The sequence below is a fragment of the Terriglobia bacterium genome (assembly GCA_020072845.1).
Lineage (GTDB): Bacteria > Acidobacteriota > Terriglobia > Terriglobales > Acidobacteriaceae > JAIQGF01.
Genome location: JAIQGF010000011.1, coordinates 385,664 through 408,718 on the forward strand (window position 1 = coordinate 385,664; position 23,055 = coordinate 408,718).

Below are 23,055 nucleotides of genomic sequence, written 5' to 3' on the forward strand. Positions count from 1 at the left end.
TCGTGCTCTGCTGGCCAAATCAGCGCAGCTCCTGTAAAATCTATGTTTTGCCCCACTGGGAATGGAAGGATTCTGAGCAGTCATGGCACAAATTTGTGATGTCTGCGGCAAGGGACCGCAGTTCGGCAACAACATCAGCCACGCCCACAACGTCACCAAGCGGCGTTGGAACGTCAACCTGCGCCCGGTGCGCGCCAAGGTGAAGGGCGCCACCAAGAAGCTGCACGTGTGCACGTCGTGTCTGCGCAGCGGGAAAGTAGTGAAGGCGTAACCCAGTCGCCAGTCTCCAGTCGCCAGTCTCCAGTCGTCAGTCTTCAGGCGTTAGGGCCGTGACGCTGACCGACCTTGATCTGGGCAACCACGGAAAATGGATTAGTCAACCGGCCGCAATGGCCGGTTTTGCTTTCTCCGGAGTCAATTCCACCTCGGTACCGTTACCTGTCCGACGGCGAAGCTGTTACCTGCGTGACGTTGTTGCGCCATCCAAGTGCAGGTAGGTTGGACCCACGTAGCTCCTGTGGGAGGAGAGGGTATGGACCTGGTGGAAGTGGACAGTTTCGCGCTGGCGTGTCGGGTTCTGATGCCGGCACAAAGGGAGACAGATGAAGATCGCGCTTCGCCACGCTGGCTGGTGCGGTTCCCCCTCATGCATGGGCAAGGCATGGCCACTCACTTCGGACTGGCCGCCGATATCAACGACGACGGGATGTGTTTCTTGAGCAGCGCACCCTACGCCGTGGACACCATCGTGTCACTGGAGTTGCGGATACCGGGCGGGCCGATTCATGTGAAGGCACTGGTGCGGTATTGCCGTCGCGGAGCGATCGGTGTGCAGTTTCTGAATCTCTTGCGGGAACAACGGCTGGCGCTGCTTGCCTTCAGCGTTATCGGGCAACGCAAGAAACCCGACTGAATCGCCTACAACACGGCAATTACGTCAATCTCCACCAGAACGTCCTTGGGCAGGCGGGCCGCTTCCACCGTGGAGCGGGCCGGCGGCTGCTTGGTGAAAAACTTGCCGTAAACCTCGTTCATGGCGGCGAAATCGTTCATGGATTTCAGGAAGACGGTGGTCTTGACCACCTGATCCAGGTTGCTTCCGGCCTCCCACAACACGGCCGAGAGGTTCTTCAGCACGCGCTCGGTCTGGGCGGCGATGTCGCCCTGGATCAGCTGGTTGGTGGCGGGATCAAGCGCGATCTGGCCGGAACAAAAGACCATCCCGCCGGCGCGAATCGCCTGCGAGTACGGGCCGATAGCTTTGGGAGCTTTGGTGGTGGCGATCACTTCGCGCATGTTCTCTCCGATGTTTCCATGAGTTGCGTCGGGCGCACCGCAAAACCGGAAATTGTAGCAGTAGGACGATGCGGCAGCATTCGTCCCACCCCGGCTGGTTACCGGGGTCGTAATGTCCTGATAACCACCCCATCCATTCAGCGCCGCCGCGAATCGGCGCCAACTGCTGACAGTGCAAAGCCTTGCAAATGATGTTGGTACAAAGATTTGCAACAATCTTGGTGCAGAAATGTCTTGGTTTCCGGGACGGAATGGCTAGATGATGGGGGCAGGAGAGCCTGCCTCCGGACGCCGGGAGCTGCCATGGCATATTCACACTCGCGGCTGCGCAAGACGCTGGCCGTAGTTCGAATCCTGACGGGTGTCCTGTTCCTGTTCGCCGCCGCACACAAGATCTCGTCATGGGAATTCGCCAAAGTCGAGTTCCCGCACTTTGTTTGGGAAGCGACCCACGGCGCCGCTGTGGGGTTTTACGGCGAGTTCCTCGACACCTTCATTTGGCAGCATACGGGCGGGTACGCCGTGCTGGTCGGCTTCACCGAATTGTTCATCGGTGTGGGGCTGGTGCTCGGGTTGGCGGTTCGCCCCATCTCCCTCCTGGGCTCGGTGTACATGGTTCAACTGATGCTCGCCACCTGGAATGTGCCTGGACCGAACGAACCCATGTGGCGCTACCTCGACAATAGCTGCAAGCTGCTGGCGCTGTTGTTCCTTTTCGTGCTATTCGGCTTTGGGCACGCGGGAGAAAACCTGGGGCTGGGATCGCTGTATCACCACCGCCGCCATCGCAAGTGGGAGCATCCGGAAGCGGACGGCGAGTTGGAGACCTCCGCCATTCCGGAAGTCAAATTCTACGGCCGGTCCTACCGCAACGAAAACGACGAGGCTCCGCAGGAGCCCCACACCGATTCCGACAGGTTCAAGCTGAGGATCTGAAGTCCACGCCGGACTTGCGCGCGGAACGCTGGGTATTGCGGCTGCTATAATCGAATCAGCTCTAATGAAAGCGCCGCGAGCAGTATCCGACCGCCATTTCCCGAAAATCCGCTCCACGACCGTGCTGTCCGTCCGCAAGGATGGCAAAGTGGTCATGGCTGGGGATGGCCAGGTCACGCTGGGGGAAAGCATCGTCAAGCACTCGGCCCGCAAGATCCGGCGCCTTTACCAGGACAAGATCCTGGCCGGGTTCGCTGGGTCGACCGCCGATGCCTTCTCGCTGTTCAGCCGCTTTGAATCGAAGCTCGAGCAATACCATGGGAACCTGGGCCGGGCGGCGGTGGAACTGGCCAAAGATTGGCGTACCGACAAGGCGCTGCGGCACCTGGAGGCGCTGCTGCTGGTGGCCGACCACACCCAGACTTTCCTGATCAGCGGCGCGGGCGACGTGATCGAGCCCGATTCCGGGATTGCGGCGATCGGCAGCGGAGGCCCGTATGCCCAGGCGGCAGCCCAGGCCCTGGCAGCGCATACCGGGCTGTCGGCGCGCATGATCGCCGAGGAAGCGATGAAGATCGCCGGCCGCATGTGCATCTATACCAATGAGCAGTTCACCTTCGAGGAGCTGTAGGGGGATTTGTAATTGGTAATTTGCAATTTGTAATTTGCAATTGTGGGCATTTGCTGTTGCGCGATCATCCGGCACGTCCGACAGATTACAAATTTGAAATTGCAAATTACAAATGACAGGATGGCAGGGTATTCGGGAACGCCGCTGGTGAAGAAGCTCGGGATCAAGCCGGGCGCCCGGGTACAGTTTGTGAACCGGCCCGGCGGGTTTGATATCTCGGAACTGGCCGCCGAAGCGAAAACGGTGCGCGCCGGGGATGTGGATTTCGCCCTGCTTTTCGTCAAGAGTGCGGCCGAGTTGAAGAATGCTTTCGCGCCGCTGTTGCAACGTGTTGCCGGCGGCGGCATGGTATGGGTTTCGTGGCCGAAGAAAGCATCCGGCGTGGCCACCGACCTGACCGAGGATGTGGTGCGGGAAATCGGGTTGCCGCTGGGCTGGGTGGACGTGAAGGTCTGCGCCATTGACGAGACCTGGTCCGGCCTGAAATTTTACCGCCGCAAGGCTCAAGCGAAAGCCGCGGGCCGCGCCGGCTGAAACTGAAACTGAAACTTTGAAACTGCTTTTATGGCTATTTATCTACCCCAAACCGCGGAAGAAGAAAGTATCGGACTGGACGAGCTGACGCCGCGGGAAATCGTCGCCGAGCTCGACAAGTACGTGGTCGGCCAAAACGCGGCCAAACGCGCGGTGGCCATCGCGCTGCGCAACCGCATGCGGCGGCAGAAACTCACGCCGGAGCTGGCGGAAGAGGTCATTCCCAAGAACATCATCATGATCGGCCCGACCGGCGTGGGCAAGACCGAGATCGCGCGCCGGCTGGCGAAGCTGGCGAGTTCGCCGTTCCTGAAGGTGGAAGCCTCGAAGTTCACCGAAGTCGGGTACGTCGGGCGCGATGTCGAGTCCATGATCCGCGACCTGGTCGAGATCGCGATTGACATGGTGCGCGAGGAAAAGCTGGAGGACGTGCAGGACAAGGCCGAACTGAACGCCGAGGAACGGCTGCTCGACCTGCTGTTGCCCGCCAACGTCGGGTTCAGCAGTACGCCGCGCGGGGATGGCGGGTCGGGGGCCATCGAGGTCATTCATCCCGGCGAATCAAACTCCCGCACCCGCGAAAAGCTGCGCCAGCAGTTGCGGGAAGGCAAGCTGGACGACCGCATCGTAGAACTCGATGTGCGCGAAAAATCCTTTCCGGCGTTCGAGATCGTCTCCAACCAGGGCATCGAGGAGATGGACGTCAACATCAAGGACATGCTGCCCAACATCTTCGGCCAGCGCACCAAGAAGCGGAAGATGAAGGTCAACGAGGCCTTTGAGTACCTGGTGCAGGAAGAAGAGCAGCGGCTGATTGACATGGACCAGGTGACGCGCATCGCGGTGGAGCGCGTCGAGCAGTCGGGCATCGTTTTCCTCGACGAGATTGACAAGATCGCCGGGCGGGAAAGCGGCCACGGACCCGACGTGTCGCGCGAGGGCGTGCAGAGGGACATCCTGCCGATCATCGAAGGCACCACGGTGAACACGCGCTACGGCATGGTGCGCACCGACCACATCCTGTTCATCGCCGCGGGAGCGTTCCACGTCTCGAAGCCAAGCGACCTGATTCCCGAACTGCAGGGCCGCTTTCCCATCCGCGTCGAATTGCAATCGCTCACCATTGAGGATTTCATCAAGATTTTGACGGAGCCGAAGTCGTCTCTGGTGAAGCAGTACACGGCGCTGCTGGAGACCGAAGGCCTGAGACTGGAATTCACGCCGGGCGCGCTGGAGGAAGTGGCAAATTTCGCGGCGCGGGTCAACGAAGGCACGGAGAACATCGGCGCGCGGCGGTTGCACACCATCATGGAGCGCGTGCTCGATGTGATCAGCTTCGAAGCGCCCGACATGAAAGAAAAGAACGTCACCGTGGACGCCGATTACGTGCGCAAGATGCTGGCGGAGATTGTGAAGGACCAGGACCTGTCCAGGTATATTTTGTAGCAATGAGTTCCGCCTGGAATTGGTAATTTGCAATTTGTAATTTGTAATTTGGCCCGGTGAGCAACCGGGCCTTTGCTTTAGCCAGAAATTCATGGGCGTGGAAACTACAAATTAGAAATTACCAATTACAAATCCTCTGTTACCCTGTTTTGCTTTCATGAAATGGCAGCTTCATCTCGGGCTGACGGGGATGTTGTGTCTGACGGCGTGCGGAACGCCAGGCGCGCCGCGCCCGCCGTCGTTGGAATTGCCGCATCCGGTGACGGATCTGGCGGCAACCCGGCAGGGCGACAAGGTCACGCTCATCTGGACCGCGCCGCGCGAGACCACCGACAAGCAGAACATCCGTCATCCCGGCCCGGTGCGCATTTGCCGCGGCGTAAACACCACGGCCATGGTGCAGTGCCCGCAAGTGGCGGAGTTGCCAGCCGTTCCGGCAGTGGCCAAGGGCGCCAAACCGGAGCAGAGGGTTTACGCGGATACGCTGCCGATGGATTTACAGCAGCAGAATCTTACTGGCTTCGCGACCTACGCACTGGAGTCGCTGAACGCGCGCGGGCGCAGCGCGGGATTGTCGAACCAGGTGGAGGTACCGCTGGCGCCGACGCTGGAACCGCTCGGCAGCGTCGAGGCGAATGTCACCTCCGATGCCGTTGTTCTGCGTTGGACAGGATATGGTGTTGCCGCACGCCGAAGTGCGAACCTCAGCTTTGCATACCACGTGTTCCGCCGCGCTGAAGGGGGCGGAGACGTCGATCTTGGTCCGGCCATGGCCGAAGCGCCTGAAATCAATATGGCCCGCAAGCAGTTCGCGTTTTCGGACACGAACTTCGAGTGGGAGAAGACGTATTTCTACCGCGTCGTTGCGATAACCACCGTAACCAGGCCTGGCGGAACCCAAGTTGAAGTGCCGGGGGAGCCGACGCCCGAGGCAAAGGTCGTCACGCATGACGTTTTCCCGCCCGCCGCGCCCGCGGGGTTACAAGCGGTGGCGAGCGGCGTTGGCCAGCCGCCGTTTGTGGATTTGACCTGGGCGCCGAACACCGAGGCTGATCTCGCCGGGTACAACGTCTACCGGCGCCAGGCAGATCAGCCGCCGGTGAAGGTCAACAACGAGCTGGTGAAGGCGCCGGCCTACCGCGACCGGGAGGTGACGTCGGGACACCAATACTTCTATGCTGTAACGGCGGTGGATCTGCGAGGGAACGAGAGTCCGCGGTCCGACGAAACATCTGAGAGGGTGCCGTAAGAAACATTGAACCGCAAAGTACGCAAAGGAACGCAAAACATGATTGCCGCGGAATTATCAGTGGAAGACGGAATCAAACGCTCGATGAACAACTTCTGAGCTCATGTTTAGTATTGATTTTCCTTTGCGGTCCTCAGCGTCCCTTGCGGTAAGAGGCTTTAAAGGATTGAAATGAAATACTGCCGACTGCTGATCAACAACGAACCTCAATTCGCGCTGGTGGAGACCGAAGGGTCCACGGGGCGGGAGCTGATCACCCGCGTCTTCAAGTCCGATGCGTGCGCGCGCATTCCCGACGAAGACGCGGCCTCGAAACGCATTGATCCCATCCCGCTCGAGGACGCCAAGCTGCTGACGCCGGTGCTGCCGTCGAAAATCGTCTGCGTGGGGCGCAATTACAAGGCGCATGCGCTCGAATTGGGGAATGAGGTTCCCACCGAGCCACTGATCTTCTTCAAGCCGCCGTCGTCGCTGGCCGACCCCGGCGCGGAAATCCGCCTGCCCAAACTGTCGCAGAACGTGCACTACGAAGGCGAGCTGGCGGTGGTGATCGGCAAGACCTGCTACCGCGTGCGCGAAGGCGAGGACGTGCGCGACTACATCTTCGGCTATACCATCCTGAACGATGTCACCGCGCGCGACCTGCAGAAAAAAGAAAACCAGTGGGCTCGCGCCAAGGGCTTCGACACCTTCACTCCCGTCGGCCCGGTGGTGGTGGACGGGTTGGATCCGTGGGCGGGGATCGAGGTGGAAACCCGCATCAATTCCGAGGTTCGGCAGCACGGCACCACCGCCGATTTCATCTTCCCGCTGGATGTTATATTCCGCCACATCACCGCGGCCATGACGCTTGTGCCCGGCGATGTGATCGCTACTGGAACGCCCGAAGGCGTGGGGCCGTTGCACGCCGGCGATGTCGTGGAAATCACCATTCCGGGCGTGGGCACGCTGCGCAATTCCGTCGTAGACGAGTAGAAAGGCAATCGCGCAATTTGGTAATTGTGTAATTTGGTAATTTCGTAACTTGAAAATCAGACCTTCGTCCTGCGAAATTGCCAAATTACAAATTTACGAAATTACCCAATGGGTATCGGCGATAATTGAGTTCCATATGAAGTTCTTCATTGACACCGCCAACCTGAACGAAATCCGCGAGGCCAATGCGATGGGCATCCTCGACGGAGTCACCACCAACCCATCGCTCATCGCCAAAGAAGGCAAGCCGTTCAAGGACACGATCCTGGAGATCTGCAGCATCGTGGACGGGCCGGTCAGCGTGGAAGTGGTCGCGCTGGAGGCCAAGGGCATGGTGCGCGAGGCCGAAGAATTCGCCACCTGGCACAAGAATGTCGTGGTCAAGCTACCCACCACGAAAGAAGGCTTGAAAGCCTGCAAGACGCTTGCCGGGAAAGGCATTCGCACCAACCTGACCTTGTGCTTCTCGCCTAACCAGGCGCTGATGGTGGCCAAGGCGGGCGCCACCTACGTGAGCCCGTTTGTGGGACGGCTCGACGACATCAGCCACGTCGGCATGGACCTGGTGCGCCAGATCGTGCACATCTACAACAACTACGGCTACAAGACGCAGGTGCTGGCAGCATCGCTGCGGCATCCGCTGCACGTGGTGGAAGCGGCGATGGCCGGCGCGCACGTTGCCACCATCCCGTTCAAGGTGCTGGACCTGATGATCAAGCATCCGCTTACCGATAAAGGGCTCGACGCGTTCCTGAAAGACTGGGAGAAGGTGAAGGCGCTGGCGGAAGCGGATCTGATTGCAAAGGGATGACCAGGGCGGGGATGTTCGACGCGGCGCGGCGCAGGTCGCGCCGTTTGCTTTTTTGTGTGGTCCACCCCGCACCCGAATCGTAACCTCGCATATCCGGCATCTAAGAGGTAAGCTGAATCCATTGGCGTCGGGGGACGTAATACTTTGCACGCAGGACCGGCCGGTTTGTTCCTGAGATTCGTATGAGCGCGCTTCGTATGTATGCGGCGGTGACGGCAGGAGCGGCCGCGGCTGCCGCGGGGGTGTGGCAGTGGATCCGCAGCCACCGCATGACGCCCGAACAGCGGGAGCGGCAACGCCGCGAACGCCTGGCGCAAATGGGCCGCATCTGCGACGGCACCGTGCTCGACGTGCAGGAAATCAGCGCCAACGGCCACGGCCCCACCCAACTGCTCATTTATTCCTACGATGTCGGCGGCGTGTCGTACGAGGCGTCGCAGGACATCACCCACCTGCGCCAGTTGCTTGACATTCACTCCTTCAAGCTGGGCCTGTCCGCCTCCGTCCGGTACGATCCGCAGAATCCTGGCAACTCCATCGTGATCTCCGAGAGCTGGACCGGCATCGGCAGGCGTTGAAGCAGGCTTTCGGCGCTAGGCTTTGGGCGCTAGGCTTTCCAATTTAAAATGTGGAATTTCTAAAACCTAAAACCTAAAGCCTAAAGCCTAAAGCCTAAAGCCTTCTAGCGCCGCTTTGCCGGCCGTTTGTTGGGGTCGTAGGTGATGGCCGCCTGGAACAGCGAGTCGGGCAAGTCGGCGTTGTAGCGCACGTTGGTGATGAAGCGCTGGTTGGTGGTATCGCCGTTGTGGGTGCGCAGCAGGCTGTGCGGCGTCATGATGCCCTGCTCGAGGCGCCAGTTGTCGAAGATCTCGCCTTCAACGTTCTTCAGGCGGTCGGCCGGATCGCGCCACTCGAACATTTTCTTGATCGGCAAATGGGTGTGGTTGTCGAGGAAGAGCGTGACGGAATCATTGTCGGCGGTCAGGATGGTGACCGAGTCGGCGGGCTTTTGCTCGGCCACGGCGGGGCCGTCGTAGAAGAGCGCGATGCCCGGTTGGTTCAGCCATTGGCGCAGGACGACCTCGAGCGAATGGCGCTGGCGGCGGTTGTAGTCGGCGAGTTGATCGGGTTCCATGGCGGCTGTGCCCTTGTAGGTGATTTCGTACCCGTTCTCGCCGACGTTGATGAAGACCACGTCGCGCTGCTTGGTGAGCTCGATACGCTCCTTGTCGGGATATTTCCAAAACCTCCAGAACAGGGTGCCGAGACTGTTCGGCTGGCCGTGTGAGTAGGCGTACGCACGCCCTTGCTGCTCCATCTCCTGAAGGTTGAGCCAGGCTTGACCGCCCAAGGCTTGAATGCATTCCTCGAGCAGCGAGCGGGCCTGGCGCGCATTGGCATCCTGCGAGGATTGCGGTGAACTTGTCGCAGAGGACGCGGAGGGCGCAGAGGATTGGGGGACGGCCTGAGCGGCGGCTGCAACAGCACACACGACGAAAAGCACGGTGACGATGGAAGGCTTCATAGGTGAAGTGCTTATTTTAGACGCTCGCGGGGCGCAATAGCTGTTCCGGAGTCTTCAGCCTTGAGTCTTCAGTCGTCAGGAAAGCGGGATTCGGGCGCTGCACAATCGACGACGGGACACTATCCCACGTGCTGAAGACTGACGACTGACGACCGAAGACTATCCGACCAACACCGCGCCGCCGTTGACATTAAGAATTTCGCCGGTGATGAACCCAGCGTGTTCCGTGCAGAGGAAGAGAATGGGCGCGGCGATCTCTTCCGGCGTGGCGACGCGGCGCAGCGGGATGGTGGCGAACACTTTATCGCGGGTGGCGGGATCATTGAGCGCGGGCGCGGCCATGTCGGTTGCAACCCATCCGGGAGCGACGCAGTTGACGCGGATGAGGTCGCGCGCCAGTTCGGTCGAAAGCCCCTTGACCATGCTGATGACGGCGCCCTTGGTGGCGGCGTAGTCGCAATGGAAGGCTTCGCCGCGCTGGCCGGCGGTGGAGCTGACCAGCACGATGTGCCCGCCGCGCGCCTGCTTTTTCATCTGCGCCACCGCATGCTTCACCAGGCCGAAAACACTGTCGAGGTTGATGGCGATGGTGTCATGCCACTGGCGGTCGCTCATGCGGTCCACGGCAACGTCTTCCGGCGGCCAGATTCCATGATTGGCGACGAGAATGTCCAGGCCGCCGAAGCGCTGGGTGGCCTGCTCCACGAATTCGCGCGCCGATTCGACACTGCGCAGATCGGCCCGAACGGCGGCGCAGCGATCTTTGTTTCTGCCGCATTCGCTGACGACGCGCTCCGCGGCCGTACGATTCTTCCGGTAATTGAACAGGACCCTGGCGCCGGCAGCGACGAACATCTTGACCGTGGCAGCGCCGATGCCGCGCGAGCCACCGGTGATGATGGCGATGCGGTCTTGCAGGGAAAGCGTGATTCCGTTTGGCATAAGCGAACATTGAACCGCAAAGGACGCGAAGGACGCAACGGATTGTAGAGGGTTGCTGCGCCTACCTGCGGGTGCGTGCGGCGCAGAAACACAAGGTCCCTCGACTCGGATGCGCCAAAGTACCCCACGGCGCGCAAAACCGGCGCGCCGCGGGGGCCCCGCCAACCCGCGCGGCCCTTCGGCCGCGCTCAGGGCAGGCTCCAGCGGGCGCGCTGGTTCGGTGGCGCATCCTCGCTCGGGATGATATCGGTGAAAGCAATGGCTGAGGCTGAGAGCTGATGGCTGATAGCTGACAGCTATTTCGGCAACGATTCGAAATCCGGCACCGGCGTGCGCGGCTGGTCGTGGCGCAGGAGCGCGGCCTGGATGAAGGCCTGGAAGATGGCGCGCGAGGGCTCGTCATCGGCGAAGCTGCGTTCCGGATGCCACTGCACGGCGACCACGAAGTGATCGGGCTCGGTGCCCTCGAGAGCTTCAATGGTGCCGTCGTCGGCGCGGGCGACCACGCGCAGGCCGTCGCCCACGACCTCCGCAGCCTGGTGGTGGCTGGAGTTCACGACCAGGGAAATTCTCTGCTGCGGCTTGTCTTGAGTGTAGCCACAAAGTCCGGCGGCGAACTCCTTGAACGGAGCGACAATTCCCGCCAGTCGTGAGCCGTGCTCGACGGTGACGGTGTGCGCACGCGGCTGTTCGCGCCCGACGGCGTGATTGATCCCAGTGGTGAGGTGCTGCGCCAGCGTTCCCGAGCGCCAGACATTCAGCGCCTGCAATCCGTAGCAGATGGCGAGGATGGGCTTGCGCATATTAAACGCGTCCTGCAAAAGGAGCTCGTCGGCGTTGTCGCGGGCGGGATCGGCGGGGGCGGTGTGCGGGCCGCGCGCCGCGCCGTATTTTTCCGGGTCAAGATCGGCCTTGCTGCCGGGCAGGAGGATGGCGTCGCAGCGCTTGGCCGCTTGCGCGATCTGCTGGTTCGTCCATTCCAGCGGGACCGCGATGGGCTCGCCGCCGGCCTGGCGCACTGCCTGCTCGTATTGCACCAGGGCACGCTGCGCGTAATCGTGCTCGGAGTGCGGGACGGGAATGGCGATGCGGGGTCGCATAAAGTGGCCAGTGTTCAGTGGTCAGTGGCCAGTGTAAACCCAACCAGGGCCGGTCATGAACCCGTCGTGGCTCCGGCGGAAACGCGCGGGTCGGGCACGCGGGAGCGGGCATAGTACAGGTCTTCGACCGCCTTGCGCACGCGGGCGGCAAGCACGTCCATGTCACGCAGGCTGTAGCCGGCAGTCGAGATGGGCTCGCCGACGGCCAGCTCCATGGGACCGGGACGGATGTGGAAACTGTTCATGGGAAGCACTTCATAAGAGCCGACAATCGCCATGGGCACGACGTCCACGCCGGCCTTGATGGCGATGTAGAACGCGCCGCCCATGAACGGCTGGACCTGCCCGCTGGGAGAACGGCCGCCTTCGGGAAAGACCACCAGCGGCATGCCGCCTTGCAGGCTGCGGACGGCGTGCATCAGGCTGCGCATGGAAGCTGCGGCGCTGGCGGCGTCCACGGGAATCTGCCCGGAGCGTCGCAGGTGCCAGCCCATGAACGGGTAGCGGAACAGCTCCTTCTTCGCCATGATGCGGAACTGGAACGGCAGGTGCTCGTAGAGGAGCGGGATGTCGAGCGCGGAAATATGATTGGCGGCAAAGACGTGCGGGCGCGCGCGATCGATGCGGTCCAGGCCGGTGACTTTTACCGGGGAGAAAACCGTGTGCAGGATCAGCCGCGACCAGAGCCGCGCAAAGCCGTGCTGGATGCGGCCGTCACGGTCAAACAGCGACGACAACAGCGAAAGGATGCCAAGAACGGCGGTGTACAGGTAAATGAGCGGGTCGAAGATGAAGATGGAGCGCGCCCAGCTCAGGGCATTCCAGGATTTGGACGAGGTCTTCACGCATCAAGGCTCCAGGCTTCAGGCGCTAGGCTCAAGGCGATTGAGTTTCTCCTTGAGCCTTGTGCCTTGAACCGGATTCCCAACTCCTACGAGTCTGTGAGAGAACCGTGCCGCGCCGCTGGCGCTCGATAATTCCGATCCACCTTTCCCAGCGCTGCCGCGCTGGGCTAACGAATTCCGCCGCTCCGCGGCTGGATTATGAGTGCGTTTGGACCACTTCGCTTCCCGAAAGTGAGTTCTCACACAGACTCCTACGTGCCCAATCAGTCCAGAGTTGCGGATTTATCCACAATCAGCTTGCGCAACCGCGCCTGAAATTCAGTGAACGGAACAGTTTCGGTCTTCTCCTTGCCGCGGGTGCGAACGTTCACCGAATTCGCTTCCGCTTCCTTGTCGCCGACAACCAGCAGGAACGGGACCTTCTGCATCGCGTGCTCGCGGATCTTGGCGTTCATCTTCTCATTGCGCTGGTCAACCGCGACGCGCACATTGTCCGCCTGCAAGGCGTCGCCGATTTTGTTCGCGTATTCCGCGTGGCGTTCGCTGATGGGGATGATGGCCACCTGCACCGGCGACAGCCAGGTGGGAAACGCGCCCGCATAGTGCTCGATGAGCACGCCGAAGAAGCGTTCAATCGACCCATAGAGCGCGCGGTGCACCATCAGCGGCTGGTGGCGCTGGCCGTCCTCGCCGACGTACTCCAGGGCGAAGCGTTCGGGCAGCGAGAAATCGAACTGGATGGTGGAGAGCTGCCACAGGCGGCCGATGGCGTCCACCAGCTTGACGTCAATCTTGGGGCCGTAGAATGCGGCTTCGCCGGGTATGGTCTTGTACTCGATGTTGCGCCGGCGGAGCGCGCTCTCCAGCGATTTGTTGGCCAGCTCCCATTGCTCTGCACGGCCGAAGAAGTTCTTGCGGTCGTTGGGGTCCCAGGTGGAAAGCTCGACCTGGAACTTCTCGAAGCCGTAAACGCGCAGCACTTCCAGCGCGAAGTCCATGCAGGCGACGACCTCGTCCTCGATCTGCTCCGGAGTGCAGAAGATGTGGGCGTCGTCCTGGGTGAAGCCGCGAACGCGCAGCAGGCCGTGCATTACGCCGCTACGCTCGTAACGGTACACAGTGCCGAGCTCCCCCAAGCGCACCGGCAGATCGCGGTAGGAGCGGAGCTGGTCCTTGTAGATCAGGATGTGGAACGGGCAATTCATGGGCTTGATGCGGTAGTCGGAATCGTCAAGCTCCATGGGAGTGAACATGTTCTGCGCGTAGTAGCCTTCGTGGCCCGAAGTCTTCCACAAATCCACGCGCGCCACGTGCGGGGTGTAGACAAGGTCGTAACCGCGGCGGAGATACTCATCGCGCATCCAGTCTTCCATCTCCTTGCGGATGCGCCCGCCCTTGGGGTGCCAGAAGATGAGCCCCGGCCCGGCGATTTCCTGGATGGAAAACAGGTCGAGCTGCTTGCCCAGCACGCGGTGATCGCGCTTCTTGGCCTCTTCCTGCTGCTTGATGAATTCGTCCAGCTCTTTCCGAGAAAAAAACGAGGTGCCGTAGATGCGCTGGAGCTGCGGGTTCTTCTCGTCGCCCAGCCAGTAGGCGCCGGCGATGGTGAGCAGCTTGAAGGCCTTGATCTTGCCGGTGGAGGGGATGTGCGGCCCGCGGCAGAAATCCACGAACTTGCCGGTCTTGTAGAGCGAGATTTTTTCGTCGGGCTGGGTGAACTGTTCGATGAAGTGGCACTTCATGAAATCACCCTCGCCCTTGAACTTCTCCAGACCTTCGACGCGCGGCAGCCACTCGCGCGCGTAGGGCTCGTTCCGGGCGACGATCTCCTGCATTTTTTTCTCGATCTTCTCCATGTCCTCGGGGGTGAAGGGGGTGGGACGGTAGAAGTCGTAAAAAAAGCCGGTCTCGGTGGCGGGACCGTGGCCGAGCTTGGTCTCGGGGAAGAGTTCGAGCACGGCGGCGGCCATCAGGTGCGCGGACGAGTGCCGGTAAACCTGCAGCGCTTCGGGATCGCGGTCGGTGAGGATGCGGAGTTCGGAGTCGGCCTCCAGCGGCCTGGTCAGGTCAATCAGGTTGCCGTTGGTCTTGGCCGCCAGGGCGGCGTCGGCCAGGCGTGGCGAGATGGAGCGCGCGATGTCGAGCGCAGTGGTGCCCTTGGGCACTTCCTTAACGCTGCCGTCGGGCAGCTTGATGTGGATGATGCCGGCCTTCACTTCGACGCTGTCTGCCATGGAGAAACTCCGCGAGTACGGCTGAAAATATTGAGTTTAGAGGAAACGAGGGCGCGGCGCTAGGAGCGCGGGGATGTTCGGCGGGATGGCGAGTGCAATTTCACAGTCGAAACAATTATAAGCGGAAAAAGGTGACTGGTGATAAGGGGATAGATCAGTTAGGTTCTATTCTTCTTCGGACAAGGCAAGTTCGACTACGCGGCCGTCTTTGAACGAGACGGTGAAATATTCTGGGATTTCACAGCTGCAGGCTGACTCATAGATCCATCGATTCGCGCTGACTCTCTCTTGCGGTTCCCCCAAGTTAACGAGCACATCGCTTTTGGACGAGCCCAAATGCAGCTCGTGCCACTTGCCGAAACCTTCCTGCGTGTCGAACCACTTGCTCACAGCAGCGTTACGTTCACTCCCTTTGATTGCACCGTCCACACCTTGGATGAATGTCAGTTCCTCGACGATTCGGTCGACGCCTTCAACGATGTGGAGCGTCGCCGTGTGCTTCGTGTCGACGAAATAGCGGCCTCCAGTGTGGCCTTCGTTCGGTCGAAACACGCCGGTGCCGAGGAGACGCTGCACCTGTGCATCTGTAGTTACTCCGACGGTGACGCCAGCGAAATTAAGCGGCCAGCACACAGTTCCCTTTCGCGGTGGCGTGGGGGCAGACTGCGCAATCGATAAGAGCGGCCCTGTGGCAACGATAACAACGAGAAGCAGCATACGCATGGCGTCACTGTATGCGCGCGGCGGAAGATTGTCGAGAATAGCTCAGATCACCACCGACGCGGTCATTCGCACACAACTATTTGTTTATACTGGGCCGCTTGATAAGGAGGAGAAATGCGGCGCGGCGGCATCTTAGTCATACTGGTTTGCGTGGCGATCAGCGGCACGGTGGTCGGACAGGAGAAGGCAATGCGCACGGCGATTGAGAGTCCGAGGACGCAGGACCACGGGTCGGAGACCCGTGCCACACAAGTCGCGTGGCTGGCGGCGGCACAGAAAACGATGGAAAGCGAACTGGCCGCCAAGTATGGCCAAGGGCAGCGCGAGCGGACGCGTCGCGGGCTGAAGCAGGTGGGCGAGTTCTGGCGGACGGAAGATGGAGATCAGGCGGCGTTCGAGGCGTTCGTGCGGGCCAACTTTGCCGGTGACCAGGCAACGCTCGATACCACATTCGCGCGCTTCGAGAGACTGATGGAGCAGCTCGAAGGTCACCTGCAGGAGATCGGGCGCGAGATGCGTACCCAGGCCGATCTGGACCTGGGGCCGATGCTGCCGCTGGACGAAACTTTCGCCGGGTTCGATGCCGGAGCGCATGTCACCGACGACATGTTTCGCAACAAGCTGGCGTTCGTGGTGCTGCTGAATTTTCCGCTGACCACCCTCGACCAGCGGCTGAGCCAGGGGCAGCATTGGACGCGGCGCCAGTGGGCGGAGGCGCGGCTGGCGCAGCGGTTCTCCAAGCGCGTGCCGGCGGAGGTGAACCAGGCGATTGCGCAGGCGCAGGCCGAAGCCGATCACTACGTTTCCGAGTACAACATCTGGATGTACCACGTGGTGGGGGAGCAGTCGACGGTCGATGGTCGACAGTCGACGGCAAAAGCGGATTCCTCGCCTGCGGCTCGGAATGACAAGAGTGAAGTGAGACTTTTTCCGAAAGGGATGCGGTTGCTGTCACACTGGAATTTGAGAGACGAAATCAAGGCGGATTATGACGCTGCGCAGAACGGGTTGGCGCGGCAGCGCACGGTACAGCAGGTGCTTGAGCGGATCGTGACGCAGACCATTCCGGAGGCCGTCGTCAACAATCCGCAGGTGGACTGGAATCCGTGGACCAACGAGGTGAAGCCGGCGGCGGTGAAGGACAGCGACTTCAAGCCCACTCGGGTCGGAGACCCGAGCCACACAGACCCGAGCCACACAAGTAACCAGCGCGAGCCGGACACGCGCTACGCGACGCTGCAGAAGACGTACTTCGCGGCGCGCAAGATGGATCCGTATTCGCCGACGGCGCCAACGCTGATGGCGCGCCGTTTCGACGAGAACCGCGAAATCCCGGAAGCGCGCGTGCGCCAGATGCTGGTGGAGATCGTCAGCTCGCCGCTCGTGCCGAAAGTCGCGGCGCTGATCGAGAAGCGGCTGGGGCGGCCGCTGGAGCCGTTCGACGTGTGGTACTCGGGGTTCCGGCCGAAGTCGGAATACGCCGAGGCGCAACTCGATGAGATCGTGCGCCAGCGGTACCCGACGGCGGAGGCGTATCGCAAAGACATTCCGAATTTGCTGGTGAAACTGGGATTTTCTCCGGAGCGCGCGCAATACGTCGCGCAAAATATTATCGTGGACCCGGCGCGCGGCTCCGGGCACGCCATGGGCGCCGCCATGCGCGACGCCAAAGTCCACCTGCGCACGCGCATCGAGAAGTCGGGCATGAACTACAAGGGCTTCAACATCGCGGTGCATGAGATGGGGCACAACGTCGAGCAGACGTTTTCCATGAAGGACGTTGACCAGTGGCTGCTCTCGGGCGTGCCCAACACGGCATTCACCGAGGCGCTGGCGTTTGTCTTTCAGGCGCGCGACCTGGAGTTGCTGGGCCTGCAAGCGCCGAGCGCGCAAGATGAGGCGATGCGCACGCTCAACGACTTCTGGGGCACGTACGAGATTGCCGGCGTGGCGCTGGTGGACATGGCTGCGTGGCACTGGATGTACGACCATCCCAATGCCACTCCGGCGGAGCTGCGCGAGGCCACGGTGCAGATGGCCAAGGACACATGGAACCAGTACTACGCGCCGATATTCAAGAAGCGCGATGTGGTGCTGCTGGGCGTGTACTCGCACATGATCGATTACTTCCTCTACCTGCCCGATTATCCGATCGGGCACATGATCGCCTTCCAGATCGAAGAGCAGATCAAGAAGGCGGGCAAAATTGGGCCGGAATTTGAGCGCATGGCGAGTTTCGGCAGCGTCGCGCCCGACTTGTGGATGGTGCATGCGACGGGAAAACCGGTCGGGCCGGAGGCGCTGCTGCAAGCGACGGAGCGCGCGCTGGGGAAAATTCGCGAATAGCTACGGAAAAACTGAACCACGGATTTCCACGGATGAACACGGATCGGACCTCACTTTCTCCGATCCATGTTGATGGCTACGGATGCGTACGTCGGCTTGATGACGGAACTTTTGGAACCGTGGGCGCGTATCTGGTGGTGAAGCCGAGGGGAGGGCTTGGCGAATGTTTTGTGATGCGTGCGGCGCGGCGCTGCAGCCCGGACAGGCCTACTGTACGCGCTGCAGTAAACAGGTGATCGGGCCGGTGGTGGCAGGAAGCGGGCGCGTGGCGCGCCATGCCCATCTGCTGGGAATTCTGTGGATTGCGTACTCGGCGCTGTCGCTGCTTGGTGGCGTCATTTTGATGATCGTGGCGCGCACGATTTTCGGGCCCTTGGGACTCCCCTCCATGCATGGAGGGCCGCCCATGTTTATCCGGCCGCTGCTGTCGGCCATCGCAGTCGTGCTGCTGTGTAAGGCAGCGGCGGGGATCGCGGCGGGTCTCGGCCTGCTCCAGCGCCAGGATTGGGGTCGCATCCTGGCGATCGTGCTCGGCGTGATTTCGCTGATCAATATTCCGTTCGGAACCGCGCTCGGGGTCTACACGCTGTGGGTGCTGGTGTCGCCGGGGGCGGACAAAGAATACGAAGCGCTGGCGCGAGGCTCGGCCGGATAGTCCTCACCAGTGACTCGTGCGGTGCCGGTCAATCCACCATGACCACGGCAGGAAAATGACGGCCGCGGCGATGCCGGTCCAGGCAATCGCGGCCACGCTCGGCGGTGGCGGGCTGTAGCGGTCGGCGACGTACAGAACCAGCAGCAATCCCACAAAAGCCACCAACAGATAGCGGCCGCTGAGGTGAAAGGCCCGCGTGGCGTGCGCGTACAGATAGACGCCGGCGGCGAACATCGCCACTTCCACGATCATCGTCCCCGGAATTGAGTTCCAGAGTCCGAGCCCAAGTTTCGGGCCGCCGGGGTAAAGCGGCATGTCGGGACGATGGCTGATCCAATCCAGTACCCAGTGGCTGACGACGCCAATCCAGATGACAACGGTGCCTCGCCGGTAATGCGTGATGCCGTAAAAGACCAGCGCGAAAGCCGTCGCCCAGACCACCGCCATCAGCAAACTGTGCGACCAGGGATAACGGACAAAGTCCAGCGGCGTGAAGCGCGTGTTGCCGGGGTCAATGCGGGCCTGCTCCCATCCGGCGAGCACGAAGACTGGCCACAGAATGTCGGGAAACAGCGCCGCCGCCAGCAGCGCGGCCAGGTTGGCGCGCGGCGCGAACTTTTTCGCGGCGAAGCCGACGGCAAAATGTCCGATGAACATGAACAGTTTCAGTATAGAGCTTTAGTTTCAGCGTGGGAGTACCTAGTCCGACGAAAGAGTGGGAGCCTGTTGTGCGCGGCGCGCCTGAATTTCGATGTACACGTTAATCAGCGACACCGCCGCCGGCGTGACCCCTGGAATGCGGCCAGCCTGTCCGATGGTACGCGGGCGCACGCGCTGCAGCTTTTCCTTCATCTCGCGGGAGAGGCCGCTGACCGAGCCGTAATTGAACCAGTCCGGAATGGTGCGCTGCTCGGCCTTCTTCAAGCGCTCGATCGCCTTCTGCTGCTGGCCCAGGTAGCCGGCGTATTTGATTTCGGTTTCCACCGACTTGAGCTCGTTACGGACTTCCGCCGGGAGAGCGTTGGGGGCCGGCGGTGTGGGACGCGCGCGGAAGGCGGGAATTTGACGCACGAGCAGGCAATCGTCAGTGCCCGGAAAGTCGACGGTCGGCGGTCGACGGTCGACGGCCGCTCGGGTGAAGAAATCGGGAAGAAGATTGCGCAAGGTGTCGGTCAGCTTTTCGATGGTGACCTCGGGGCGCTTCAGCAATTGTGCAAGAGGAGCGCCGAGGTTGGCCGAGAGATCGAGCGTGTAGGGGTCCCTCGACTCGGGCGTGCGCCCCTTCGACTCGCTCAGGGCAGGCTCTCGCTCGGGATGACAGCCGGTTGATTCGGTGTCTGCATCTTCAACCACGTCGGCCGCCGACTGTCGACCGTCGACTGTCGACCTCTCGATCATCTCCAGCATTTCACCGTTCAGCTTCGTCTTCTCCAGCACTTCCTTCAGCGTCGTCATGCGTTCCTGCTTCGCGACATACGCCAGCCAGGCTTGGTCGGAGATCAGGCCGACGCGGCGGCCGTAGGCGGTGAGGCGGCGGTCGGCATTATCAATGCGCAGGTGGAGGCGAAACTCGGCGCGCGAGGTAAACATGCGGTAGGGCTCGTTGGTGCCCTTGCTGATGAGGTCGTCAATCAGGATGGCGGTGTAGGCTTCGGTGCGATCCAGAACCAGCGGCGGCTCCGCCTTCACCGCCAGCGCCGCGTTGATCCCGGCCATGATCCCCTGACACGCCGCTTCTTCGTAGCCGCTGGTGCCGTTGATTTGCCCGGCGAGATAGAGGCGCGCGATCTGCTTGGTTTCGAGCGTGCGCTCCAGTTCGGTGGGATCGATGGCGTCGTACTCGATGGCGTAGCCGGGGCGCAGCATGTCGGCCTGATCGAGCCCGGGGATGGTCTTGAGGATAGCGGCCTGCACCTCGTAGGGCAGCGAGGTGGCCATGCCATTGACGTAAATCTCGTGCGTGTTCAGGCCCTCGGGCTCGAGGAAAAGCTGGTGCGTCGGCTTGTCGGGGAACTTGACGATCTTGTCCTCAATCGAAGGACAATATCGTGGTCCGATAGATTTGATCTGGCCGCTGTACATGGGCGAGCGATGGACGTTCTCGCGGATGACGCGGTGGGTCTCCTCGGTGGTGAACGCGATGTAGCACGGCACCTGGCGGCCGGCGTTGGTGACGCGGCGGGTGCGGAAGCTGAAGGGCGTGGGGTCGGGATCGCCGGGCTGCGCCTGGAAGCGCGACCAGTCAATGGTGCGGCCGTCGAGGCGCGGCGGCGTGCCGGTCTTCAGCCGGCAGCCCCGCAGGCCGAGCTTCTTGATGTTCTCGCCCAGCAGAACCGAGGGTGGTTCGCCGCTGCGTCCGGCGGGAATCTGCTGCTCGCCGCAGTGGATCAGACCATTGAGAAACGTGCCGGTGGTGATGACCACAGCCTCCGCACCGACTGTTCTGCCATCCCGGAGAACGATGCCGGAACAGCGTCGACGGTCGACTGTCGACGGCTGACGGCCGTCCGGATCGGAGTTGTTACCGTCGACCGTCGACCGTGGACCGTCGACAATCAGATCGACCACTTCCGCTTGCTTGATTTTCAAATTAGGCTGCGATTCCAGCACCTGGCGCATCTGCAAGCGGTACTGCTGCTTGTCGCATTGCGCGCGCGGCGACCAAACGGCCGGCCCGCGCGAGGTGTTGAGCAGACGGAACTGGATGCCGACGGCGTCGGTAACCTCGCCCATGATGCCGCCGAGCGCGTCCACTTCACGCACCAGGTGGCCCTTGGCGATGCCGCCCACCGCGGGATTGCAGGACATCTGCGCGATCAGGTCGAGGTTGAGCGTGAACAGGGCGGTCTTCAGGCCCATGCGCGCGGCGGCCATCGCGGCCTCACAACCGGCATGCCCGGCGCCGACCACGACCACATCGTATTGTTCCGAAATCCCCACACATTCATTGTAACGAGTCGATGGTCCCCTCGGCTACGCTCGGGGCAGGCTTTGGTCGATGGCCGATCGCTTCAACGGCGCGCGGCGGGCGAGACGCTGAGTTGCTTGAGCAGCGAATTGGCCTGGCGAATCCAGTGCGCGTCGGCGCGGCGGAGCGGGCCGGAAAGGGTGGCGCGCTTGTTGACGACGCGCTGCGCCCATTCGCGCGCCTCGTCGGACTTGCCCTGCGCCGCGAGGAACTCGGCGAAGCGAAATTGAGTTTCCGAAAGCGTGGAGGTCGTCAGCGCCTCCCGGAACAGTTTTTCCGCCGCGTCCGCCTGGCCGGTCTGCGCGTAACAAAACGCGAGCAGTCCCATGGCCCGGCCGTAGTCGTGCTTGCGGTCTGTCGCAAGGACTGCTTCCAGATCGGGGACCGCCTTCTGCATGTCGCCCAGGTGCAAAGAGCAAATCGCGCGGCCATAGAAGGGATCGGGCAGGTCGGTGCGGGAAGAAATGGCGCGATCGAAGCACTCGCGGGCGCGCGCGTAGTTCCGGTCCTGGAGGTGAAGGTCGGCGAGTTCCTCGTAGTTGCCGGCGGAAGGGTTGTCGAGCACGGCCGCTTCCAGTTCCCTGATGCGCTTCCTTTTCACCATCCAGCCGGAAGAAGCGTGGCCGGCGCGCAGCTCCGGCAGGACCTCGACGATGATGTAAACGATCGGGCCGATAGTTGGGAGAAAGAGGATGAGGAACACCCACAGGTAATTACCGCTGCCGCGCTTGAAGAAATGCACCAGCGCGAAAACCGTCAGGAGCAGCGGCGCAAACGCGTAAATTTTCCACATGCCGGGCGGGACTATAGCACAGCAGTTGCGGCGGGCGCGGTGGCGGGAACGAGCAGGTTCACGGTCTCCTTCGACATGGAGAACGAAACCGGCAGCGTGCCCAGCAACTCGCCGTCGGCTTCGGCGTAAATACGAGGCGGCAGTTGACGGCCGACGGTCGACGGTCGACGGCTGATGGGTTGGACTAACGGCAGACAACGACACTCAGTAGAGGGCACAATCTCGATCTCGGAGCCCGAGTACGGGTGGCCGCTCCACACGCCGATCATGTAGCGCAGGAACGAGAGGCGGCTGCGGGTCTTAAACAGGACCAACTGAAAGTCGGGACGAGTGAGCGCGGCGCCGGGCGCGAGTTTGTCGAGCAGGCCGCCGAAGGAAGTGATGCGGACCGCCAGCACCTGCGAGACCTGTTCGCGCCGCCACTCGCCGCCGTGGTGGCGGAACTCGGCGGTGAACAGCGGGAAATCGTGCGTCAGCCACTGGCGCGTGGATTCGGTGTAATACGCGGCCATGCCCCAGCGCTCCTTGAACCGCAGCGTGAGGCGGTAAACCATGTAGGCGTCGGCGCCGACCCCCGCCCCGACGATGCAGGAGCGGGAATCGCGGGCGCCGCCGGGGCGCGTGGACTCGACCCGCAGCAAGATCGTGGGCCGCGTGCCGGCGGAGGCCAGCAGGCGCGCCGCTTGCGCGGGATCGAACGGCAGGCCAAGATCGTGCGCCAGGCCGTTGCCGGTGCCGAGCGGAATAACGCCGAGCGCGACCGGGGTTCCAACCACCGCGGGGAGGACCTCGTGCACGCTGCCGTCGCCGCCGCAGACGATGACTGCGTCGCACCCGCGGCCAATCGCTGCGCGCGCCTGCACGGCGGCGCTGCCCGGTGCGCTGGTCGGTTCCACGATGGGTTCCACACCGGCTGTCTGCAAGGCCGCGGCGGCAGCCTGCACGTCGGCGAGGCGGTGGCGTCGCCGCCGGCCGGATTCCGGGTTATAGAGCAGCAGGGCGCGTTTCACCGGGAGGCCTTAGTTAACCACAGAGGGCACGGAGGA

Annotated in this window: 23 protein-coding genes; 12 read left to right on the forward strand and 11 right to left on the reverse strand. The window is 61.9% G+C overall.

Annotated elements, in window-relative coordinates:
• Positions 1-82: 82 nt before the first annotated feature.
• Entirely contained in the window at positions 83-271 is a 189-nt protein-coding gene (gene rpmB / locus LAN70_13260) for a 50S ribosomal protein L28 (GenBank protein ID MBZ5512121.1), read from the forward strand.
• 261 nt (positions 272-532) lie between these two features.
• A complete protein-coding gene (locus LAN70_13265) occupies positions 533-913 on the forward strand; it encodes a PilZ domain-containing protein (protein MBZ5512122.1) in 381 nt (126 codons plus the stop codon).
• Positions 914-918: 5 nt separating this feature from the next.
• Here the strand turns inward: LAN70_13265 and LAN70_13270 are convergent, their stop codons facing one another.
• The gene (locus tag LAN70_13270; GenBank protein MBZ5512123.1) at positions 919-1,296 is read right to left on the reverse strand and encodes a RidA family protein; all 378 of its coding nucleotides are present in this window, start codon (positions 1,294-1,296) and stop codon (positions 919-921) included.
• A gap of 303 nt (positions 1,297-1,599) precedes the next feature.
• Here LAN70_13270 and LAN70_13275 point away from each other — a divergent pair, with 303 nt between their 5' ends.
• The 8 genes from LAN70_13275 to LAN70_13310 all read left to right on the forward strand — a co-directional run bounded on the left by LAN70_13275 (position 1,600) and on the right by LAN70_13310 (position 8,456).
• A complete protein-coding gene (locus LAN70_13275) occupies positions 1,600-2,232 on the forward strand; it encodes a DoxX family protein (GenBank protein MBZ5512124.1) in 633 nt (210 codons plus the stop codon).
• A gap of 64 nt (positions 2,233-2,296) precedes the next feature.
• Positions 2,297-2,863: an ATP-dependent protease subunit HslV gene (hslV, locus tag LAN70_13280; GenBank protein MBZ5512125.1), complete on the forward strand. Its 567-nt coding sequence runs from the start codon at positions 2,297-2,299 to the stop codon at positions 2,861-2,863.
• 120 nt (positions 2,864-2,983) lie between these two features.
• On the forward strand, positions 2,984-3,397 hold the full coding sequence (locus LAN70_13285; protein ID MBZ5512126.1) for a DUF3052 domain-containing protein: 414 nt from the start codon (positions 2,984-2,986) through the stop codon (positions 3,395-3,397).
• A 30-nt stretch (positions 3,398-3,427) separates the two neighbouring features.
• Positions 3,428-4,843: an ATP-dependent protease ATPase subunit HslU gene (gene hslU, locus LAN70_13290; GenBank protein ID MBZ5512127.1), complete on the forward strand. Its 1,416-nt coding sequence runs from the start codon at positions 3,428-3,430 to the stop codon at positions 4,841-4,843.
• A gap of 157 nt (positions 4,844-5,000) precedes the next feature.
• Entirely contained in the window at positions 5,001-6,092 is a 1,092-nt protein-coding gene (locus LAN70_13295; protein ID MBZ5512128.1) for a hypothetical protein, read from the forward strand.
• A 171-nt stretch (positions 6,093-6,263) separates the two neighbouring features.
• Positions 6,264-7,067: a fumarylacetoacetate hydrolase family protein gene (locus LAN70_13300; protein ID MBZ5512129.1), complete on the forward strand. Its 804-nt coding sequence runs from the start codon at positions 6,264-6,266 to the stop codon at positions 7,065-7,067.
• A 136-nt stretch (positions 7,068-7,203) separates the two neighbouring features.
• Entirely contained in the window at positions 7,204-7,878 is a 675-nt protein-coding gene (gene fsa / locus LAN70_13305) for a fructose-6-phosphate aldolase (protein MBZ5512130.1), read from the forward strand.
• A gap of 182 nt (positions 7,879-8,060) precedes the next feature.
• The gene (locus LAN70_13310) at positions 8,061-8,456 is read left to right on the forward strand and encodes a hypothetical protein (GenBank protein MBZ5512131.1); all 396 of its coding nucleotides are present in this window, start codon (positions 8,061-8,063) and stop codon (positions 8,454-8,456) included.
• Positions 8,457-8,560: 104 nt separating this feature from the next.
• Here LAN70_13310 and LAN70_13315 read toward each other — a convergent pair whose 3' ends face one another.
• The 6 genes from LAN70_13315 to LAN70_13340 form a co-directional block, all read right to left on the reverse strand.
• Positions 8,561-9,403 (reverse strand): hypothetical protein, encoded by an 843-nt coding sequence (locus LAN70_13315; GenBank protein ID MBZ5512132.1) that lies wholly within the window; start codon positions 9,401-9,403, stop codon positions 8,561-8,563.
• 159 nt (positions 9,404-9,562) lie between these two features.
• A complete protein-coding gene (locus LAN70_13320) occupies positions 9,563-10,345 on the reverse strand; it encodes an SDR family oxidoreductase (protein MBZ5512133.1) in 783 nt (260 codons plus the stop codon).
• Between the two features lie 296 nt (positions 10,346-10,641).
• On the reverse strand, positions 10,642-11,445 hold the full coding sequence (locus tag LAN70_13325) for a gamma-glutamyl-gamma-aminobutyrate hydrolase family protein (GenBank protein MBZ5512134.1): 804 nt from the start codon (positions 11,443-11,445) through the stop codon (positions 10,642-10,644).
• A 53-nt stretch (positions 11,446-11,498) separates the two neighbouring features.
• The gene (locus LAN70_13330; GenBank protein ID MBZ5512135.1) at positions 11,499-12,290 is read right to left on the reverse strand and encodes a 1-acyl-sn-glycerol-3-phosphate acyltransferase; all 792 of its coding nucleotides are present in this window, start codon (positions 12,288-12,290) and stop codon (positions 11,499-11,501) included.
• Positions 12,291-12,553: 263 nt separating this feature from the next.
• On the reverse strand, positions 12,554-14,524 hold the full coding sequence (gene thrS, locus LAN70_13335) for a threonine--tRNA ligase (GenBank protein ID MBZ5512136.1): 1,971 nt from the start codon (positions 14,522-14,524) through the stop codon (positions 12,554-12,556).
• Between the two features lie 165 nt (positions 14,525-14,689).
• On the reverse strand, positions 14,690-15,100 hold the full coding sequence (locus tag LAN70_13340) for a hypothetical protein (protein ID MBZ5512137.1): 411 nt from the start codon (positions 15,098-15,100) through the stop codon (positions 14,690-14,692).
• A 429-nt stretch (positions 15,101-15,529) separates the two neighbouring features.
• Here LAN70_13340 and LAN70_13345 point away from each other — a divergent pair, with 429 nt between their 5' ends.
• Both LAN70_13345 and LAN70_13350 read left to right on the forward strand, forming a co-directional pair.
• Positions 15,530-17,593, forward strand: a complete 2,064-nt coding sequence (locus tag LAN70_13345; protein MBZ5512138.1) for a hypothetical protein — start codon at positions 15,530-15,532, stop codon at positions 17,591-17,593.
• 163 nt (positions 17,594-17,756) lie between these two features.
• Positions 17,757-18,248: a hypothetical protein gene (locus LAN70_13350; GenBank protein ID MBZ5512139.1), complete on the forward strand. Its 492-nt coding sequence runs from the start codon at positions 17,757-17,759 to the stop codon at positions 18,246-18,248.
• Positions 18,249-18,251: 3 nt separating this feature from the next.
• Here the strand turns inward: LAN70_13350 and LAN70_13355 are convergent, their stop codons facing one another.
• The 4 genes from LAN70_13355 to LAN70_13370 form a co-directional block, all read right to left on the reverse strand.
• Positions 18,252-18,905 (reverse strand): metal-dependent hydrolase, encoded by a 654-nt coding sequence (locus LAN70_13355; GenBank protein ID MBZ5512140.1) that lies wholly within the window; start codon positions 18,903-18,905, stop codon positions 18,252-18,254.
• Between the two features lie 42 nt (positions 18,906-18,947).
• Entirely contained in the window at positions 18,948-21,188 is a 2,241-nt protein-coding gene (gene mnmG, locus LAN70_13360; protein ID MBZ5512141.1) for a tRNA uridine-5-carboxymethylaminomethyl(34) synthesis enzyme MnmG, read from the reverse strand.
• Positions 21,189-21,259: 71 nt separating this feature from the next.
• Positions 21,260-22,009, reverse strand: a complete 750-nt coding sequence (locus LAN70_13365; GenBank protein MBZ5512142.1) for a tetratricopeptide repeat protein — start codon at positions 22,007-22,009, stop codon at positions 21,260-21,262.
• Positions 22,010-22,020: 11 nt separating this feature from the next.
• Entirely contained in the window at positions 22,021-23,019 is a 999-nt protein-coding gene (locus LAN70_13370) for a hypothetical protein (GenBank protein ID MBZ5512143.1), read from the reverse strand.
• Positions 23,020-23,055: the final 36 nt, after the last annotated feature.

Excerpts from the sequence above, each read along its gene's own strand:
- rpmB (MBZ5512121.1), top strand. The coding sequence starts at position 83 with ATGGCACAAATTTGTGATGTCTGCGGCAAGGGACCGCAGTTCGGCAAC.
- LAN70_13265 (MBZ5512122.1), top strand. The coding sequence starts at position 533 with ATGGACCTGGTGGAAGTGGACAGTTTCGCGCTGGCGTGTCGGGTTCTG.
- LAN70_13270 (MBZ5512123.1), bottom strand. The coding sequence starts at position 1,296 with ATGCGCGAAGTGATCGCCACCACCAAAGCTCCCAAAGCTATCGGCCCG.
- LAN70_13275 (MBZ5512124.1), top strand. The coding sequence starts at position 1,600 with ATGGCATATTCACACTCGCGGCTGCGCAAGACGCTGGCCGTAGTTCGA.
- hslV (MBZ5512125.1), top strand. The coding sequence starts at position 2,297 with ATGAAAGCGCCGCGAGCAGTATCCGACCGCCATTTCCCGAAAATCCGC.
- LAN70_13285 (MBZ5512126.1), top strand. The coding sequence starts at position 2,984 with ATGGCAGGGTATTCGGGAACGCCGCTGGTGAAGAAGCTCGGGATCAAG.
- hslU (MBZ5512127.1), top strand. The coding sequence starts at position 3,428 with ATGGCTATTTATCTACCCCAAACCGCGGAAGAAGAAAGTATCGGACTG.
- LAN70_13295 (MBZ5512128.1), top strand. The coding sequence starts at position 5,001 with ATGAAATGGCAGCTTCATCTCGGGCTGACGGGGATGTTGTGTCTGACG.
- LAN70_13300 (MBZ5512129.1), top strand. The coding sequence starts at position 6,264 with ATGAAATACTGCCGACTGCTGATCAACAACGAACCTCAATTCGCGCTG.
- fsa (MBZ5512130.1), top strand. The coding sequence starts at position 7,204 with ATGAAGTTCTTCATTGACACCGCCAACCTGAACGAAATCCGCGAGGCC.
- LAN70_13310 (MBZ5512131.1), top strand. The coding sequence starts at position 8,061 with ATGAGCGCGCTTCGTATGTATGCGGCGGTGACGGCAGGAGCGGCCGCG.
- LAN70_13315 (MBZ5512132.1), bottom strand. The coding sequence starts at position 9,403 with ATGAAGCCTTCCATCGTCACCGTGCTTTTCGTCGTGTGTGCTGTTGCA.
- LAN70_13320 (MBZ5512133.1), bottom strand. The coding sequence starts at position 10,345 with ATGCCAAACGGAATCACGCTTTCCCTGCAAGACCGCATCGCCATCATC.
- LAN70_13325 (MBZ5512134.1), bottom strand. The coding sequence starts at position 11,445 with ATGCGACCCCGCATCGCCATTCCCGTCCCGCACTCCGAGCACGATTAC.
- thrS (MBZ5512136.1), bottom strand. The coding sequence starts at position 14,524 with ATGGCAGACAGCGTCGAAGTGAAGGCCGGCATCATCCACATCAAGCTG.
- LAN70_13345 (MBZ5512138.1), top strand. The coding sequence starts at position 15,530 with ATGGAAAGCGAACTGGCCGCCAAGTATGGCCAAGGGCAGCGCGAGCGG.
- LAN70_13350 (MBZ5512139.1), top strand. The coding sequence starts at position 17,757 with ATGTTTTGTGATGCGTGCGGCGCGGCGCTGCAGCCCGGACAGGCCTAC.
- LAN70_13355 (MBZ5512140.1), bottom strand. The coding sequence starts at position 18,905 with ATGTTCATCGGACATTTTGCCGTCGGCTTCGCCGCGAAAAAGTTCGCG.
- LAN70_13365 (MBZ5512142.1), bottom strand. The coding sequence starts at position 22,009 with ATGTGGAAAATTTACGCGTTTGCGCCGCTGCTCCTGACGGTTTTCGCG.